We start from the raw sequence: 14,654 nt of genomic DNA on the forward strand, positions 1-14,654 counted from the left end.
CCGCGCTTGGCGTTTAAAAGCGCCATGGTGATGCAAAAGGGGCTGGTGGTGTAGTTGCAACCGGAAAGGCAATGGAAGGGGCAGGAATAGGGGCTGCGCCTGCCAGCCTCCACCTTTTCGATGAACTGGTTGCGGATGGCCCGCCCGGGCATTCCCACCGGGCTTTTGATGATGTGCATGTCTTCTTTGCGGGCGTCCAGATAGGCCTGTTTGAAGGCCGGGGCCACGTCGCATTCGTGGGTGGCCACGAAACGGGTGCCCAGTTGCACGCCCCGGGCCCCCAGATCGAAATACTTCCGGATATCCGCCCCGGTATAGACCCCCCCGGCGGCGATGACCGGGATATCGCCGAAGGCGGCCACGGCCTCCACCACATCGGGCACGAGTTTTTCCAGACGAAATTCCGGGTCGGCGATCTGGTCGGGTTTGAATCCCAGGTGCCCGCCGGCCATGGGCCCCTCCACCACGAAGGCGTCGGGCGTGCGGCCGAAGCGGGATTTCCATTTGCGGCAGAGGATGGAGGCGGCGCGGCCCGACGAGACGATGGGCACGAGCTTGGGCGAGGTCTTGCCGTCCAGATGGCGGGGGAGGTCCAGGGGCAGGCCTGCCCCGGAGAAAATGATGTCGATGCCCTCTTCCACCGAGGCCCGAACCAGTTCGGCGTAGTTGGTGAGGGCGACCATGATGTTGACCCCGAGCACCCCGGAGGTCCGGCTCTTGGCCTCGCGAATCTCCCGACGCAGGGCCCGGGTGTTGGCCGAGACGTAGTTCGTCTTGAAATCCGCCTCTTCGCCGCCGATGCCCGCAGCGGAAATCACGCCCACGCCGCCAGCCGTGGCCACGGCGGAGGACAGCCCGGCAAGGGAAACGCCGATGCCCATACCGCCCTGGATGATGGGTGTGGGGATGATCAAATCCCCGATAACGAGCCGAGGCAACGCCATGGTCTTTCCTGAAAGCTTCTTTGGGTCAAATGGGAAAAACAGTCCCCGGGCACGCCGAGGCCTGTCCGAGACTGACCCGCGAAGCGATGGTGTTGGTGGGAAAACGCCACGCTGTCAAGAGGGAAATGGAGATCGGACGAAAAATCAATGACGAGCCTGCGATCTCTCCGCCCTTCCAAGCCGCCGCACATGCCGACTGCCGGGACAAAGATGTTTTTTGACAGTCTGTTACACCCGGCGTATGAGCAGGCAAATTTTTCCAGAAAGGGGGAGGGGATGGCCGCAAAAACGTATCAGGTGGAGGAGAAAGTACCTTTTTTTCAGGCAATTCCATTAAGTTTTCAACATCTTTTCGCCATGTTCGGGGCCTCGGTGTTGGTGCCGACGCTGTTTAAGATCGATCCCGCCGTGGTGCTTTTGATGAACGGCGTGGGCACCCTCATCTATCTTGTCTTATGCAAGGGAAAGGCCCCGGCTTTTCTGGGGTCGAGCTTCGCCTTCCTGTCCCCGGTCTTCGTGGTCCTCGGCGCCAACCAGTCCATGTGGGGGGCCAACTACGGTTTGGCCCTGGGCGGGTTCATCGCCTCGGGGCTGATTTTTATCGCCGTGGCCCTTCTGATCGGGGCCTTTGGCTCGGGCTGGATCAAGTTCGTGCTGCCTCCAGCCACGATGGGCCCCATCGTGGCCCTGATCGGCCTGGAACTGGCCAGCGTGGCCACGGACATGGCCGGGTTCAAGCCCGACGCGGGCGGCGCCTATAATGTGAACGGGATCATCGTGGCCATGGTGACGCTTTTCACCGTGGCCTTCGGCTCCCTGCTCTTTCGGGGCTTCATGGCCGTCATTCCGGTCCTGACAGGCATCGTGGCGGGTTATCTGGCGTCCATCCCCCTGGGACTGGTCAATTTCGACGTCATCGCCGCCGCCCCGGTCCTGGCCTTCCCCACGGTCTACACCCCGGTCTTCGACATAAACGCCATCCTGATCATCCTTCCGGCCTCCCTGGTGGTCATCTCCGAACACATCGGGCACCTGGTGGTCACGGGCAACATCGTGGGCCGCGACCTGACCAAAGACCCCGGCCTGCACCGGTCGCTTCTGGGAGACGGCATCTCCACCGTCCTGTCCGGATTTTTCGGCTCCGTGCCCACCACCACCTATGGGGAGAACATCGGGGTCATGGCCATCACCCGGGTCTTCTCCGTGTGGGTCATCGGCGGCGCAGCGGTCATCTCCGTCCTTTTGGCCTTCATCGGCAAGCTCTCGGCCGTGATCCAGTCCATCCCGACCCCGGTCATGGGCGGCATCTGCATCCTGCTTTTCGGGGTCATCGCGGCCTCGGGCATCCGCATGCTGGTGGAGACCCGGGTGGACTATTCCAAGCCCATCAACCTGACGCTGACGGCCATCGTGCTCATCGTGGGCATCAGCGGCATGGCCGTCACCATCGGCACCGTGCAGCTCAAGGGCATGGCCCTGGCCACGGTGGTGGGCATGGCCCTGTCCCTGGTCTTCCACCTCCTGGAGCGCTTCGGCCTGACCAACACCCAGACCGACATCTGAACCCGGAGAGACGGTTCCCCCCTCAAATACACGGAAAAGGCGCTCGAAGGAGCGCCTTTTTTGTCCAATGACCAAACTCGCGTCGGCTATTTGGTGCCGAAAATCTTGTCCCCGGCATCGCCCAGGCCGGGAATGATGTACCCCACCTCGTTGAGCTTCTCGTCGATGGAGGCCACGTAGACGTCCACATCCGGATGTTCCTGCTCAAGCCGGGCCAACCCTTCGGGGGCGGCCACCAAAAAAAGCCCCTTGATCTTCATACAGCCGTGCTCTTTCAAGAGCTTGATCGTGGCCACAAGCGTGCCGCCGGTGGCCAGCATGGGATCGAGGATAAGCGCCGTGCGCTTATGGATTTTTTTGGCCAGCTTCACGTAATAACTCACGGGCTCCAGGGTCTCCTCGTTGCGATACATGCCCACCACGCTGACCTTGGCCCCGGGCACCAGATCCAACACGCCGTCCATCATGCCCAGGCCCGCCCGCAGGATCGGCACCACCGTGATCTTTTTGCCGCGAATCTGCTCCACCTCGACCTTCCCGGCCCAGCCCTCGACCACCATCTTCTCGGTCTTGAGATCCTTGACGGCCTCGTAGGTCAAAAGCCGGGCGATCTCGTTGGCCAGGTCGCGAAAGGCTTTGGTGCTGAGGTCTTTTTGGCGCAAAAGGCCCAGCTTGTGGCGCACCAGGGGGTGATCGACGACGGTGACCGGCATTGGTCTGCTCCTTTACGGTGGCGGAAATGCCTTGCGGCCCGGAGGGCGCTGCGGCCGCGTGGTGATCGTGATCTTTGGATCATATCCGGCAGTTTGGCAAGATGCGGGTCGCTTTTCCTCCCTCGCTCCACGAGACATATACAAATAACGATATTTACGGCGCAGCATTCCGTACTTTTTGTCGATTTATTTCGCCCGATGATTTTCTTGCCATCATTCCCAGGCCGCCGTATATTCACCATGGCAATCACCCTCTCCTTGCTGGCCGGTGAAATCTGACGCCGAAACACCGTCCGGAGATTCCATGGACGAAGACGCCACAGAACTTTTGCACCTCAAAAAGAAACTTCTCCGCCTCCAGGCGAGGTATGCGGATCTTGAAAAACGCCTGCGGGACTGCGAAAATTCGGTTCAGTCCAAAACGCGATTCCTGGAGGATTTAAGCCTGGAACTGCGGACTCCCATAAATGGCGTTTTGGGTATGCTGCAGTTGGCGCGGGCCACCCCATCCCTCGAAGAGCGCCAGGAATATCTGGAGATGGCCCAGGTCAGCGCCTCCACGCTCCAGTCCCTGGTCAACGACCTCCTGGAATTTTCCGCCCTGGACTCCGGGCGCCTGCCCCTGGTGGAAAAACTCTTTGACCTGCGGGCCGAGTTTTCCCCCCTGCTGCGCAACTTCAAAAGCCAAAGCCAGTGGAAATCCCTGGAATTCTCCTACCAGATAGACGATGCGCTCCCCTTGCGGCTCATCGGCGATGCCGACCGCACCAAACAGATCCTGGTCAATCTGCTCAACAATGCCTTTGCCTACACCAAAAAGGGTTTCATCTCGGTGACCGTCGGCCCGTGGCGCGGGCAAAACGGCGGACGTGAGGCGCCGACCGCCGCCCCTCGCCCGGGCCGCTGCCTCCTACATGTCACCGTCAAGGATTCGGGCATCGGCATTGCCGGCAACCGTCAGGCCGATTTGTTCAAGCCTTTCGCCGTCGGCGCGCACCCCCTGGAAAAGCAGTATTCCGGAGGCGCGGGATTGGGGCTTGCCGTCTGCAAACGATTGGTCCGCATGATGCGTGGGGATATTTGGCTGGAATCCCGGGAGGGCCACGGCAGCACCTTCCATTTTACCGTGGAGTGCGGCCTTGCCGATCAGTTCGTCGCGTCGCTCCCCCCAAAAACGGCCGCCGTGCCGGACGTACAGCCACGAAACTTGAAGATCCTTTTGGCCGAGGACGAACCCGTCAACCGCATTTTCACCGTTCGCGTCCTGCAAAAATGCGGGTTCACCGTGCTCACCGCCGTGGACGGCAAGGAGGCCTTGCAGCTTCTCAGCCGCGAACCCGTGGACCTCGTGCTCATGGATATTCAGATGCCACGCTTAAACGGACTGGACGCCACCCGGGCCATCCGGGCCGGACAGGTTCCCGGCGTCAATCCGGCCATCCCCATCGTCGCCCTGACCGCGTTCGCCATGGAAAGCGACAAAGTCCGGGGGCTTGAGGCCGGGATGAACGAATACCTCACCAAACCCTTCGAGGCGCCCATGCTCATGGAGGCCATCCAGCGGGTGATGCATTGATGCGGCCACAGCATGTGTGTGTGTTTACGTGACGCCGCACCCGCCGCACAAGACACGCCGGTTCAGGACGAATCCCCCCGGCGAGACCGCCAAAAGCCCCAGCCCGGAAAGCCGCTTGAGGTCGCGCCGCGCCGTCTGTTCGCTGGCCCGGCCGTACAACAGGCTAAACGGCGACATTCGGCACAACGACCGAATCCCCACCGACGACGTCGGGGCGTCGAGCAGAAGACGCAGCAGGGCGTGCTGCCTGGACGTCACTTGGCGCGCCTGGCGCAGTTCCTCATAGTGACGCTCCAAAACCACCTGCCGCAACCCCTCGGCGATCCGCTCCCCCACCTCGCGCCCCCCCCAGACCAGTCCATCCAGGCAAAAGGCCACAAACCGCGTGGGATCGTCCCCTCCGGCCTCGCCGGACGCATCGTTTGGCCGTATCTCCGGATGCCTCGGCGACAGGCTCTCATATGCGGCGGCATGGCGCAGATAGTATTCCGACATGAGGCACGACTCGAAAACGCGTCCTGCAGCCTGGAGAATGACGGCTTCCGCCAGCCGCGCCGCCAGGGGGTACGCCCCGGACAACGGCCGCAGGGAGAGGATGTGATAGTGGGCTAGGGCCGCGCGCACGGCGGGCTCTTCGTCCGCCAGGCCAGGCCCGTTGAACCACGTTGCGAAGGCCTTGATCAACGAAACGGCGCGGATCTCCTGCGCACGATCATCCGGATCACCCCCTGCAAGCGGCGCATCCCGGCCAGAGCCCGGGCCATCCCCACCACCGGCCCGCAGCCCGAGCGCATGCCCCAGGGCCTCCAGAACGGATCGACCAAGCCGCCCGTCGCCAGGGATGTCCCTCCATTCCGCCACCCGCCGCCACTCCTGCGCGACAAAGGTCCTCCAATCCTGCCCTGCGGCAGCCCCGTCCCGTTGCGCAGGGCCAGGGGCGGCCTGGATGGACCGCACAGGGCCGTCTCCGGGCCGCTCCACCGGGAAGGCGCGCCCGGCAAGCGCCTGTGCGGCAACCCGCCCCCGGTGCGCGAACTCCTGCGCAAAGGCCTCCCGTTCCCGAGGCAGGACGGGAAGTGCGGCCAGGGTTGCGGCCCGGGCTCTGATCTCGGCGCATCGAGGGGCAAGGACGTCCGCGTCATGGGGTCGTCCCCATGGGGGAGGCGGCGGGACATTTTGACCTTCCTTTGTTTGCATTTGTAAATGGCTTTGATATAATTAGTTTTCTAAAATTTATGATTTTTTTTATTTTTTTTCATAAATTCTGTCAGAATTTTTGTCAAATGAAATGACGCATCAATTCACGTCCGTGACGATCCGCCGCACATGCCGCGCCGACAGGCCGTAGCGCTGCACCAGGTCCGGCACGTCGAGCCCCCTGGCGAACATCCGGCGGATCTCCCCATCCCGCCGCCTGCGCCGTGAGTCCACCCCCGTCGGAATGTCCAGGCGGCATCCGCCCCACTCGCCGATGATCACCTCCACCGCGGTCCAGGCGCATTCTTCCCCCAACCGTTCCGCCAACTTGGCATGCAGCTCGTTTTCGCGCATACTCCTCCCGCCGCCCCCTGCGGCCGCTTCTTCGCCGGTCCCGGCGACCTGACGTGGAGGCATATTTATTCCTTGTTGGAATAAATGTCAACCAATATATTCCAAATTATGCCTAGACTTCATTCCCTACCCATGCCACAACACACATCATGCGCAACGCCCCCCCCGCCTCCGCTCACGAGAACGCCACGGAAGGGTCGCTTTTCATCAAAGCCTTGAACGCCCTGGTGGAAATCAACGACGTGCCGCAAAACGCCCTGGCCGAACACGCCGGGGTCAGCCAGGGCTACGTCAGCAAGATCCTGTGCGGGAAGCAGCTCCCCAAGGAGCATCTGCGGGAACGATTGGCGGAATATTTCAACCTGTCCTACCGGGAAATGCTCGACATGGGGCGCGATCCCTCTCTGCCCGACGGAAGCGAGGCATATTCCATTCCTTTCTCCGGATCAGACCCCACGTCGCGGCTCGATGCCGTGCGCGAAGACCCCTCCTTCATCCTGGGCGAGGCCGGCGGCCCCCCGCCCCGACGCAACCACGCCCTGCTCTCCAGCCTTCTGCGCGACTTCAAGGCCCGGGAGCTCCAAAACCGCTCCTATACCGAAATCCCCCTGCGCGAGGCCACGGGCTCCATGGGCGGCGGCTCCACCGAGACCGGAACCCGGGCCATCACCTACTTAAGCTTTCGCACGGAGTGGATCCGCGCCAAGGGCAACCCGGAATACATGTCCGTCATCCGGGCCTTCGGGGACAGCATGTCCCCCACCATCCCCGACGGCAGCGTGGTGCTTGTGGACGAAAGCCGACGGCAGTTCGTCAAAAACAAGGTCTTCTACATCCGGCACAACGCACAGATGTACATCAAACGCCTGACAGGAACCCCCTCCGACCTCGCCATCGTCTCCGACCAGGACGGCTCGAGCCTGCCGCTTCGGCCCGGCGAAGACTTCGAAATCATCGGCCGATGCATCTGGACGGCCAGGGACATCGAATAGCCCGGCCTCCCTGGCCGACGCATCCGCCCTTGACATATTCCAGTATTGGAATATAATTATGCCTGTCGTGTCGCTCAACCTGCGAGGCATGCATGGACCCCTTCACCCTTTGGGAAAAAGGCCCGGTCGGCGGCTGGCAACCCGCCATGACCTATGCGAGCATGGGTGACGCCCGAGCGGCCTTGGACGCCTGGGCCGACGATTTTTTGGCCGAATACGGCATGTTGCCCGTGCACGGCCGGGACTTCCGCCTCACCGAGGACCACGCCCCGGATATCCGCCTGGAACCCGCCGCCCGTACGCCGCACCAGACTTCAGGCTTCCCGGCCGACATCCCTCCGCCCACGCGGCGCATGAGGGAATGGTGGTAAAATACCCTTTCCGCCCGGGGGCATCCTCACGCCCACGCGGCGCATGCGACCACTACCGACGCCCACGCCCTGGCCCACTAGTCATCCTCACGCCCACGCGGCGTATGCCCCACCTGGCGCGTCCGCCCCTTGACGCCGGAGCCTTGTCTTCACGGCTCCTTCTCCCGGTCGTTGACTATCCAATTGAAATCGGCCATCATTTCCTTATATATCCTCATCTCACAGGATGAACCTTTCCCTTTGCGCGTCGCAGGCTCCCTTTCCCGCACCGTTCTACGGCTTGCACGACCGGAGTGCCCTCATGAAGTGGAACAACCTCAAGGTCGGAACAAAAATCACCGTATGCGTGGCTTTTTTCATCTGCATACTGGCTGCTTCGGCCGTCATTTCCATCCGAGGCATCCAAGACCTCCTGGGCAAGGCGACGGACGCCAGTTCGCTGCATGAGTTGTCCAGCCGGTTTTTGCAGCGCGAGGTAGACCATCTCAAATGGGTTCAGGCCCTCAGCCTGTTCGTTCATGATCCCAAGGCCTCGGCGCTTACAGCCCAGACCGACCCCACCCAATGCGCCTTCGGAAAATGGTATTACAGCCAGGCCCGCTCAGACATCGAACGCCGCATCCCCGCCCTGGCCGCCCCCCTGCGGGAGATCGAAGATCCCCATTCGCGGCTGCACGCCACGGCCAAGCGCATCGCCGAGCTGCGCGCCGCCGGGGATCTTGCCGGGGCCGAGAAAACGTTTCGCGGCGAGAGCCTGGCCCAGCTCGAAAAGGTGCAGACCTTGCTGACGGCCATGCGCCAGACGGTGCAGGGCGACGTGGAAGGCATCGAAAAAGACATGACGCGTGAGGGCGCCCGCATCGAGTCCACCGTGACGGTCTTCGGCGCGGTGGCCGTGCTGGTGGGCGTCGCCCTGGCCGCGCTCATCACCCTGTCCATCGTCCGGCCCATCTCCGCCGGGGTGGTCCTGGCCCGGGCCGTGGCCGACGGCGACCTGAACCACCCCGCGCCCAAGCCCCGGGGCGACGAAATCGGCGTTTTCATCGCCAGCCTGACCGGCATCGCCACGGCGCTGCATGGCCTGACCACGGAATACGACGACCTGGTGCGGGCCATCGAGTCCGGCGATCTGCTGCGACGCGGCGACCCGGGACGCTTCCAGGGGAGTTTCGCGGACCTCATCACCGGGGCCAACACCCTGGCCGACGTGTTCGTGACCCACATCGACAACATTCCCACCCCGGTCCTGACCATGGACCGCGATTTTGCCGTACTGTTCATGAACCGCACCGGCCGCGCCCTGTTCCCGGGCCGGGAGACCCACGGCCAAAACGCCTTCGAGCTCCTGCACCCCGCAGACTGCCGCACCAGGGATTGCGCCGTGGCCACGGCCCTGCGCGAGGGCCGCCTGGCCCAGGCCGACACCGAGGCCCAGCCCGGCGACCGGCGCATGGACATCCGTTATTTCGCCACCCCCATCGTCAGCCGCGAAGGAGGCGTGACCGGGGCCCTGGAAGTGATCATGGATCAGACCGACATTGTGGCGGCCCGGCGCAAGATGCTTGAGGCCGCCACAGAGGCCGATCAGGTGGCCTCCGGGGTCGCGGACGCGGCCCGGGAGCTGTCGACCCGGGTGGAGCAGGCCGGGCGGGGCTCCGAACTCCAGGCCGTGCGTCTGGGAGAGACGGCCACGGCCATGGAGGAGATGAACGCCACGGTGCTTGAAGTCGCCAAAAACGCCTCCCAGGCCGCCGAGAGTTCGGACGCGGCCAGACAAAAGGCCAAGGCCGGGGAAGACATGGTGACCCACCTGGTGCGCGGCATCGACGAGGTGCGCGCCCAGTCCATGGATCTGCTCCAGAACATGAACAGCCTGGGGGAGAAGGCCCAGGGCATCGGGCGCATCATCGGGGTCATAAATGACATCGCCGACCAGACCAACCTGTTGGCCTTAAACGCGGCCATTGAGGCCGCCCGGGCCGGCGAGGCCGGGCGAGGCTTCGCCGTGGTGGCCGATGAAGTCAGAAAATTGGCGGAAAAAACCATGGTGGCCACCCGCGAGGTGGGCGAAGCCATCGAAAGCGTCCAGGCCGGGGCCCGGGACAATGCGGCCCGGGTGGACGGAACGGTGCGCGCCGTGAAGCGGGTGACCGAATTGGCCGACCAATCGGGTCAGGCCTTGCGCGAGATCGTGGATCTGGTGGACGCCGCCTCGGACCAGGTGCGCTCCATCGCCACCGCCTCCGAGGAGCAGTCCGCGGCCAGCGAGGAAATCAACCGGGCCGTGGACGAAATCAACCGGGTTTCGGCGGAGACGGCCCAGGGCATGAGCGACTCGGTGCGCACGGTCATGTCCCTGACCGAGCAGTCGGACATCCTCACGGAACTGATCCACTCCCTGCGCGGCGGGGGGAAGACCGCGCTGCCGTCCTGATACGGCGAGGCGGGTTGAAAAAAAACGCCGCCCCTGTCATACTGTCGTCGCGGGAGCCGCCCGCCGTCGCGGCAGCCGACAGCCGTTGCGGCATACGTCTGGCGCCCCGGCTGTCACCCCATGCAAAGGATCACCCCCCTTGGCCCAAGCCGCGCCCGACGCTCCCAAGCCCAAACGCCGCATGGCCACGTTGCGGCGCGTCTTTTTTATCGGACTCTACCTCCTTGGACTCCTGGTCTTCCTCGAAATCGCGGGGCGGGTGACCTGGCTTTGCCTGGACAAGACCTGGGGACTTCTGGTGCCGCAGGAGATCTCGCGCTTCGACGACGCCCTCGGCTGGTCGCTTACGCCGGGGGCTCGGGCCGTGTCCAAAAGCACCGGCCAGCCCATCGAATACGCCATCAATTCCGCCGGATTCCGGGACCGTGAATTCCCCCGGGAAAAGCCTGCGGGCGTCTTTCGCATCCTGGTCGTGGGCGACTCCCACGCCTTCGGCTTCGGCGTGCCCCTGGACAAGCACTTCACCAAGCTCCTTGAGGGCTATTTCACGGACGTCGAGGTGATGAACCTGGGGGTCAGCGGCTACGGAGTGGACCAGGAACTGCTTTTTCTGCGCGACACGGGCTTTGCCTACCACCCGGATCTGGTGGTGGCCTACGTGCCCCACTACGCCGACTCCCGGCACGTCCGGGACAAGGTCTGGGGCATGGGCAAACCCCGATTCCTGCTGGAAAACGGCGCACTGGTCCTGACCAACAGCCCCGTGGCCAACAACTCCCTCCTCTACCGTCTGCTTCTTGACGCCGACCGTTTCGTGTCCTCCTGGAGCAAGGCCTATCTGCTTCTCCGCGACGCCGTGATCCACTTTTCCGTGCAAAAGGACCAGGTCAAGGCCGAGACCCTGCCCGACGACCTGGCCCGCACCGTGGGCGACAGCGCCACCGCCTCCGATGGCGTCGCCGGGGAAAAGGCCGACGCCCCGGCATCCCCGCCTGCCAAACCGGATACGGCCGAGGCCGAGGCCGAGGCCTTTCTCGCCGAGGTCAACCGCATGGGCGAGACCATCGTCTTCGCCATGAACGACGAATCAACGGCCCATGGCGCGAAATTCGCCCTGGTGACGCGCATCGGCGTCCTGGCCGTGGCGGCCTACAACCGGGAGATTCCCGCCCTGTACCTCTTCGATCCACTACAAAACCCCCGGCTGATCCTGGCCGGAGATCCCACCCGGCACCCCAACGAACCGGCCAGCGGCATCATTGCCTGGGAGGTCGCCCGGTTTCTCATGGCCAACGGGCTGGTGCCCGCGTCCCACATTCCGCGGCACGACGTCCCCAAGTAGTTTTTCGGCGCGATTCTTGCTTATATTCCGCTAGACCGTGGCCAGAAGCGTCCGGGACGGGGGCGGCGTCAGGGCCGCCGTGGATGTCGCCGCATAGGCCGCCGCCGCATAGGGACGGGTGGCCAGAGGCGCGTTCCAATCGCCGGAGCCGTAAGTCGAACCGGCGTCGGCCATGCGCTGGGACAGGGTCGCCGCCTCAAGGACCGCCGCAAAGGACTCGGCCCTGGAAAAGCCGCCCAGTGCCGTTGTTGCGTCAGAGCCCGAATTCGCTGCGGAAACGGAGGCGTCGTCAGAGAGGAGTTCGACGTTGCGCGAGGTGTACGAGATGCCGAATTTGCCAAACGACAACCCGGCCTCGGTGGTCACCACCCGGGCGCGCAAAGGAGTAGCGGAAGCCGCCGCCAGGGAGGATTCCTGCGCATAGATCGCAAAAGGGGTCTGTCCGACCGCTGAAACGGCCATGGAGCGACTCGCCTGTCGCGCCGGGTGTCCCCGGGCGACGTTTGTTCGGCTGCCTTGCCGACGGTCGTCCCCGCCTGCACAAGGCAGGGGACCGCATCTCCATCCATGGATGCGTTTCTGGGTGTTGTTCAATTGATAAAGCAGTCCACGGGCTTTGACAAGGGCCATGCGCCCTTTTTCACGATCAAATCATGTAAAACCGGCGATCCTGTTGACGCGCATGCGCACGCTGGCATATGCCCCGGTGTCGGGAACCTGACGTTCGCCCGAGCCCGGAGGAATCATGCCCACCACCATTCTCGCCAAACGACGACTCATCCCGGGAAAGACCAGCGAGCTGGTCTTGGACGCCCCGCACATCGCGGCCAAGGCCCAGCCCGGAAATTTTCTCATCCTGCGCGTGAACGACCACGGGGAGCGCATCCCCCTGACCATCGCCGACGCCGACCCCGAAAAAGGGACGGTGACCATCGTCTATCTGGTCCTGGGCAAAAGCACGGCGTTGCTTGAAACCCTTGAGGCCGGGGACGCCATCCTCGACGTGTGCGGCCCCCTTGGCGCGCCCACCCACATTGAAAAGACCGGCACGGTGATCTGCGTGGGCGGCGGCACGGGCATCGCGGCCATGCACCACATCGCCAAGGGACACGCCCGGGCCGGGAACCATGTGGTGGCGGTGATCGGCGCCCGCACCAAAGAGCTGCTTCTTTTCCACGACGAGCTGTCGGCCTTTTGCCACGAAGTCCTGGTGACCACTGACGACGGCAGCCTGGGCCGAAAAGGGCTGGTCACCGAGGCCCTGCGCGACCGGCTGGCCGCCGACCCCGCCGTGCGCGAGGTGGTGGCCGTGGGACCGGTGCCCATGATGCGGGCCGTGGCCGAGACCACCCGCCCCTTCGGGGTCAAGACCACGGTCAGCCTCAATTCCATCATGGTGGACGGCATCGGCATGTGCGGGGCCTGCCGGGTGACCGTGGGCGGCCAGATCCGTTTCGCCTGCGTGGACGGCCCGGAATTCGACGGCCATCAGGTGGATTTTGACGAGTTGTGCGCCCGGCTTGGGGCCTTCCGCGACCAGGAACGCGTCTCCCTGGAAAAATTCCACGAGTGTCGCTGCCATGACCACAAAAAAGCCTAAGCCCTCCCCGCGCACGCCCATGCCCGAACAGCCCGCCGCCGTGCGCCGGGGCAATTTTTCCGAGGTCACCCTGGGCTACGACCTGTCCCTGGCCATGACCGAGGCCGCCCGCTGTTTGCAATGTAAAAAACCGGCCTGCGTCAAAGGCTGCCCCGTGGAGGTCAACATCCGCGACTTCGTGGGCCACATGGCCACAGGCGACGTGGACGCGGCCTATGCGGCCATCAAGGCCACCAACAGCCTGCCGGCGGTATGCGGCCGGGTCTGCCCCCAGGAGATCCAATGCGAGGGGGCCTGCATCCTGGGCAAAAAAGGCGAGCCCGTGGCCATCGGCCGCCTGGAGCGCTTCGTGGCCGACGAGTTCGCGGCCCGCTCGGCCTGTGAGCAGATCACCGGACAGCCCGAATGCGCGGCGTCCAAAGACGGCCTGTCCGTGGCCTGCATCGGCTCGGGCCCCTCCAGCCTCACCGTGGCCGGATATCTGGCCGCCCGGGGGATCAAGGTCACGGTCTACGAGGCCCTGCACGAGCTCGGCGGGGTTTTGACCTACGGCATCCCGGAATTCAGGCTGCCCAAGGCCACCGTACGCCGGGAGATAGCGGCCCTGACAGACAGCGGCGTGACCTTCGTCACCAACTGGGTGGGCGGCAAGACCTTCACCATCCCGGAACTTTTCGGAATGGGCCACAAGGCCGTGTTCATCGGCGTGGGCGCGGGCCTGCCCCGGTTTCTGAACATCCCCGGGGAGAGCCTCATCGGCGTCTTTTCGGCCAACGAATACCTGACCCGGGTGAACCTGGGCCGGGCCTACGCCTTTCCGGACTACGACACCCCCATTTATCCGGGGAAAAAGGTGGTGGTCCTGGGCGGCGGCAACGTGGCCATGGACGCGGCCCGCACGGCGCTGCGCCTGGGCGCCGAGGAGGTCCGGCTGGTCTATCGCCGCTCCAGGCAGGAGATGCCCGCCCGGGCCGAGGAGCTGCACCACGCCCTGGAGGAAGGGGTCATCCTGGAATGCCTGTGCGGCCCCCTGGCCTTTTCCGGGGACGAGCGCGGCTACCTCACGGGCCTTGAGATCCAGCACATGTGCCTGGGCGAACCCGACGAGTCCGGCCGCTGCCGCCCCTGCGCCATCCAGGGCGACACGGCGCACATACCCTGCGACCTGGCTGTGGTGGCCGTGGGCACGGGGCCCAATCCGGTGCTCTTAAACGCCACCCCGGGCCTGGAGAAGAACCGCCGGGGCTATGTGGTCGTCAACGAGGACACGGGCGAGACCAGTCTTGCCAACGTCTTCGCCGGGGGCGACATCGTCACCGGCTCGGCCACCGTCATTTTGGCCATGGGCGCGGGACGCCGCGCCGCCAAGGTGATCGCCGAACGGCTTTTGGGCCACGGCTGATCCCTTCACCGCACCCGGAGCGCCTGACATGAATCGGCCCCGGCATTGTTACAAATCACGTCGCGACACTCCCCACCGCCCGGCGGCATAAGCCTGCCGGGCGCGCCGTCACTCATTATCCAGCAGGCTGTAACATACCCGTAACGTCACCTCCCTACTTTGACAC

At 64.1% G+C, this 14,654-nt stretch carries 13 protein-coding genes; 8 read left to right on the forward strand and 5 right to left on the reverse strand.

The window, feature by feature from the left end; all coding sequences use genetic code 11:
• Positions 1-944 (reverse strand): NAD(P)H-dependent flavin oxidoreductase (locus V3572_RS03670; RefSeq protein WP_332109619.1); only part of this gene is annotated, 944 nt, incomplete at its 3' end.
• Between the two features lie 276 nt (positions 945-1,220).
• Here V3572_RS03670 and uraA point away from each other — a divergent pair.
• Positions 1,221-2,507, forward strand: a complete 1,287-nt coding sequence (uraA, locus tag V3572_RS03675; protein WP_332109620.1) for a uracil permease — start codon at positions 1,221-1,223, stop codon at positions 2,505-2,507.
• An 86-nt stretch (positions 2,508-2,593) separates the two neighbouring features.
• On the opposite strand, the gene upp is transcribed toward uraA, so the two are convergent.
• On the reverse strand, positions 2,594-3,220 hold the full coding sequence (gene upp / locus V3572_RS03680) for a uracil phosphoribosyltransferase (protein WP_332109621.1): 627 nt from the start codon (positions 3,218-3,220) through the stop codon (positions 2,594-2,596).
• A 304-nt stretch (positions 3,221-3,524) separates the two neighbouring features.
• Between upp and V3572_RS03685 the strand changes: the two genes are divergently transcribed.
• Positions 3,525-4,796 (forward strand): response regulator, encoded by a 1,272-nt coding sequence (locus tag V3572_RS03685; protein WP_332109622.1) that lies wholly within the window; start codon positions 3,525-3,527, stop codon positions 4,794-4,796.
• 24 nt (positions 4,797-4,820) lie between these two features.
• Here V3572_RS03685 and V3572_RS03690 read toward each other — a convergent pair whose 3' ends face one another.
• A complete protein-coding gene (locus V3572_RS03690; RefSeq protein ID WP_332109623.1) occupies positions 4,821-5,420 on the reverse strand; it encodes a hypothetical protein in 600 nt (199 codons plus the stop codon).
• 672 nt (positions 5,421-6,092) lie between these two features.
• Complete coding sequence (locus V3572_RS03695) at positions 6,093-6,347, reverse strand: Mor transcription activator family protein (protein WP_332109624.1); 255 nt, start codon at positions 6,345-6,347, stop codon at positions 6,093-6,095.
• A 149-nt stretch (positions 6,348-6,496) separates the two neighbouring features.
• Between V3572_RS03695 and V3572_RS03700 the strand changes: the two genes are divergently transcribed.
• The 4 genes from V3572_RS03700 to V3572_RS03715 all read left to right on the forward strand — a co-directional run bounded on the left by V3572_RS03700 (position 6,497) and on the right by V3572_RS03715 (position 11,486).
• Positions 6,497-7,339, forward strand: coding sequence for a LexA family transcriptional regulator (locus V3572_RS03700; RefSeq protein WP_332109625.1), 843 nt, complete (start codon positions 6,497-6,499; stop codon positions 7,337-7,339).
• 92 nt (positions 7,340-7,431) lie between these two features.
• Positions 7,432-7,710 (forward strand): hypothetical protein, encoded by a 279-nt coding sequence (locus V3572_RS03705; RefSeq protein WP_332109626.1) that lies wholly within the window; start codon positions 7,432-7,434, stop codon positions 7,708-7,710.
• Positions 7,711-8,011: 301 nt separating this feature from the next.
• Entirely contained in the window at positions 8,012-10,144 is a 2,133-nt protein-coding gene (locus V3572_RS03710; protein ID WP_332109627.1) for a methyl-accepting chemotaxis protein, read from the forward strand.
• Positions 10,145-10,283: 139 nt separating this feature from the next.
• Entirely contained in the window at positions 10,284-11,486 is a 1,203-nt protein-coding gene (locus V3572_RS03715; RefSeq protein WP_332109628.1) for an SGNH/GDSL hydrolase family protein, read from the forward strand.
• 30 nt (positions 11,487-11,516) lie between these two features.
• Here V3572_RS03715 and V3572_RS03720 read toward each other — a convergent pair whose 3' ends face one another.
• The gene (locus tag V3572_RS03720; RefSeq protein ID WP_332109630.1) at positions 11,517-11,948 is read right to left on the reverse strand and encodes a hypothetical protein; all 432 of its coding nucleotides are present in this window, start codon (positions 11,946-11,948) and stop codon (positions 11,517-11,519) included.
• A gap of 283 nt (positions 11,949-12,231) precedes the next feature.
• On the opposite strand from V3572_RS03720, the gene V3572_RS03725 reads away from it, so the two are divergent.
• Both V3572_RS03725 and gltA read left to right on the forward strand, forming a co-directional pair.
• A complete protein-coding gene (locus V3572_RS03725) occupies positions 12,232-13,086 on the forward strand; it encodes a sulfide/dihydroorotate dehydrogenase-like FAD/NAD-binding protein (protein WP_332109631.1) in 855 nt (284 codons plus the stop codon).
• Positions 13,067-14,488, forward strand: coding sequence for an NADPH-dependent glutamate synthase (gltA, locus tag V3572_RS03730; protein WP_332109632.1), 1,422 nt, complete (start codon positions 13,067-13,069; stop codon positions 14,486-14,488). Before V3572_RS03725 ends, gltA begins: the two co-directional genes overlap by 20 nt.
• Positions 14,489-14,654: the final 166 nt, after the last annotated feature.

The organism is Desulfolutivibrio sp., assembly GCF_036584575.1.
Taxonomy (GTDB): Bacteria; Desulfobacterota; Desulfovibrionia; order Desulfovibrionales; family Desulfovibrionaceae; genus Desulfolutivibrio.

Excerpts from the sequence above, each read along its gene's own strand:
- uraA (WP_332109620.1), top strand. The coding sequence starts at position 1,221 with ATGGCCGCAAAAACGTATCAGGTGGAGGAGAAAGTACCTTTTTTTCAG.
- V3572_RS03725 (WP_332109631.1), top strand. The coding sequence starts at position 12,232 with ATGCCCACCACCATTCTCGCCAAACGACGACTCATCCCGGGAAAGACC.
- V3572_RS03700 (WP_332109625.1), top strand. The coding sequence starts at position 6,497 with ATGCGCAACGCCCCCCCCGCCTCCGCTCACGAGAACGCCACGGAAGGG.
- upp (WP_332109621.1), bottom strand. The coding sequence starts at position 3,220 with ATGCCGGTCACCGTCGTCGATCACCCCCTGGTGCGCCACAAGCTGGGC.
- gltA (WP_332109632.1), top strand. The coding sequence starts at position 13,067 with ATGACCACAAAAAAGCCTAAGCCCTCCCCGCGCACGCCCATGCCCGAA.
- V3572_RS03710 (WP_332109627.1), top strand. The coding sequence starts at position 8,012 with ATGAAGTGGAACAACCTCAAGGTCGGAACAAAAATCACCGTATGCGTG.
- V3572_RS03720 (WP_332109630.1), bottom strand. The coding sequence starts at position 11,948 with ATGGCCGTTTCAGCGGTCGGACAGACCCCTTTTGCGATCTATGCGCAG.
- V3572_RS03695 (WP_332109624.1), bottom strand. The coding sequence starts at position 6,347 with ATGCGCGAAAACGAGCTGCATGCCAAGTTGGCGGAACGGTTGGGGGAA.
- V3572_RS03685 (WP_332109622.1), top strand. The coding sequence starts at position 3,525 with ATGGACGAAGACGCCACAGAACTTTTGCACCTCAAAAAGAAACTTCTC.
- V3572_RS03705 (WP_332109626.1), top strand. The coding sequence starts at position 7,432 with ATGGACCCCTTCACCCTTTGGGAAAAAGGCCCGGTCGGCGGCTGGCAA.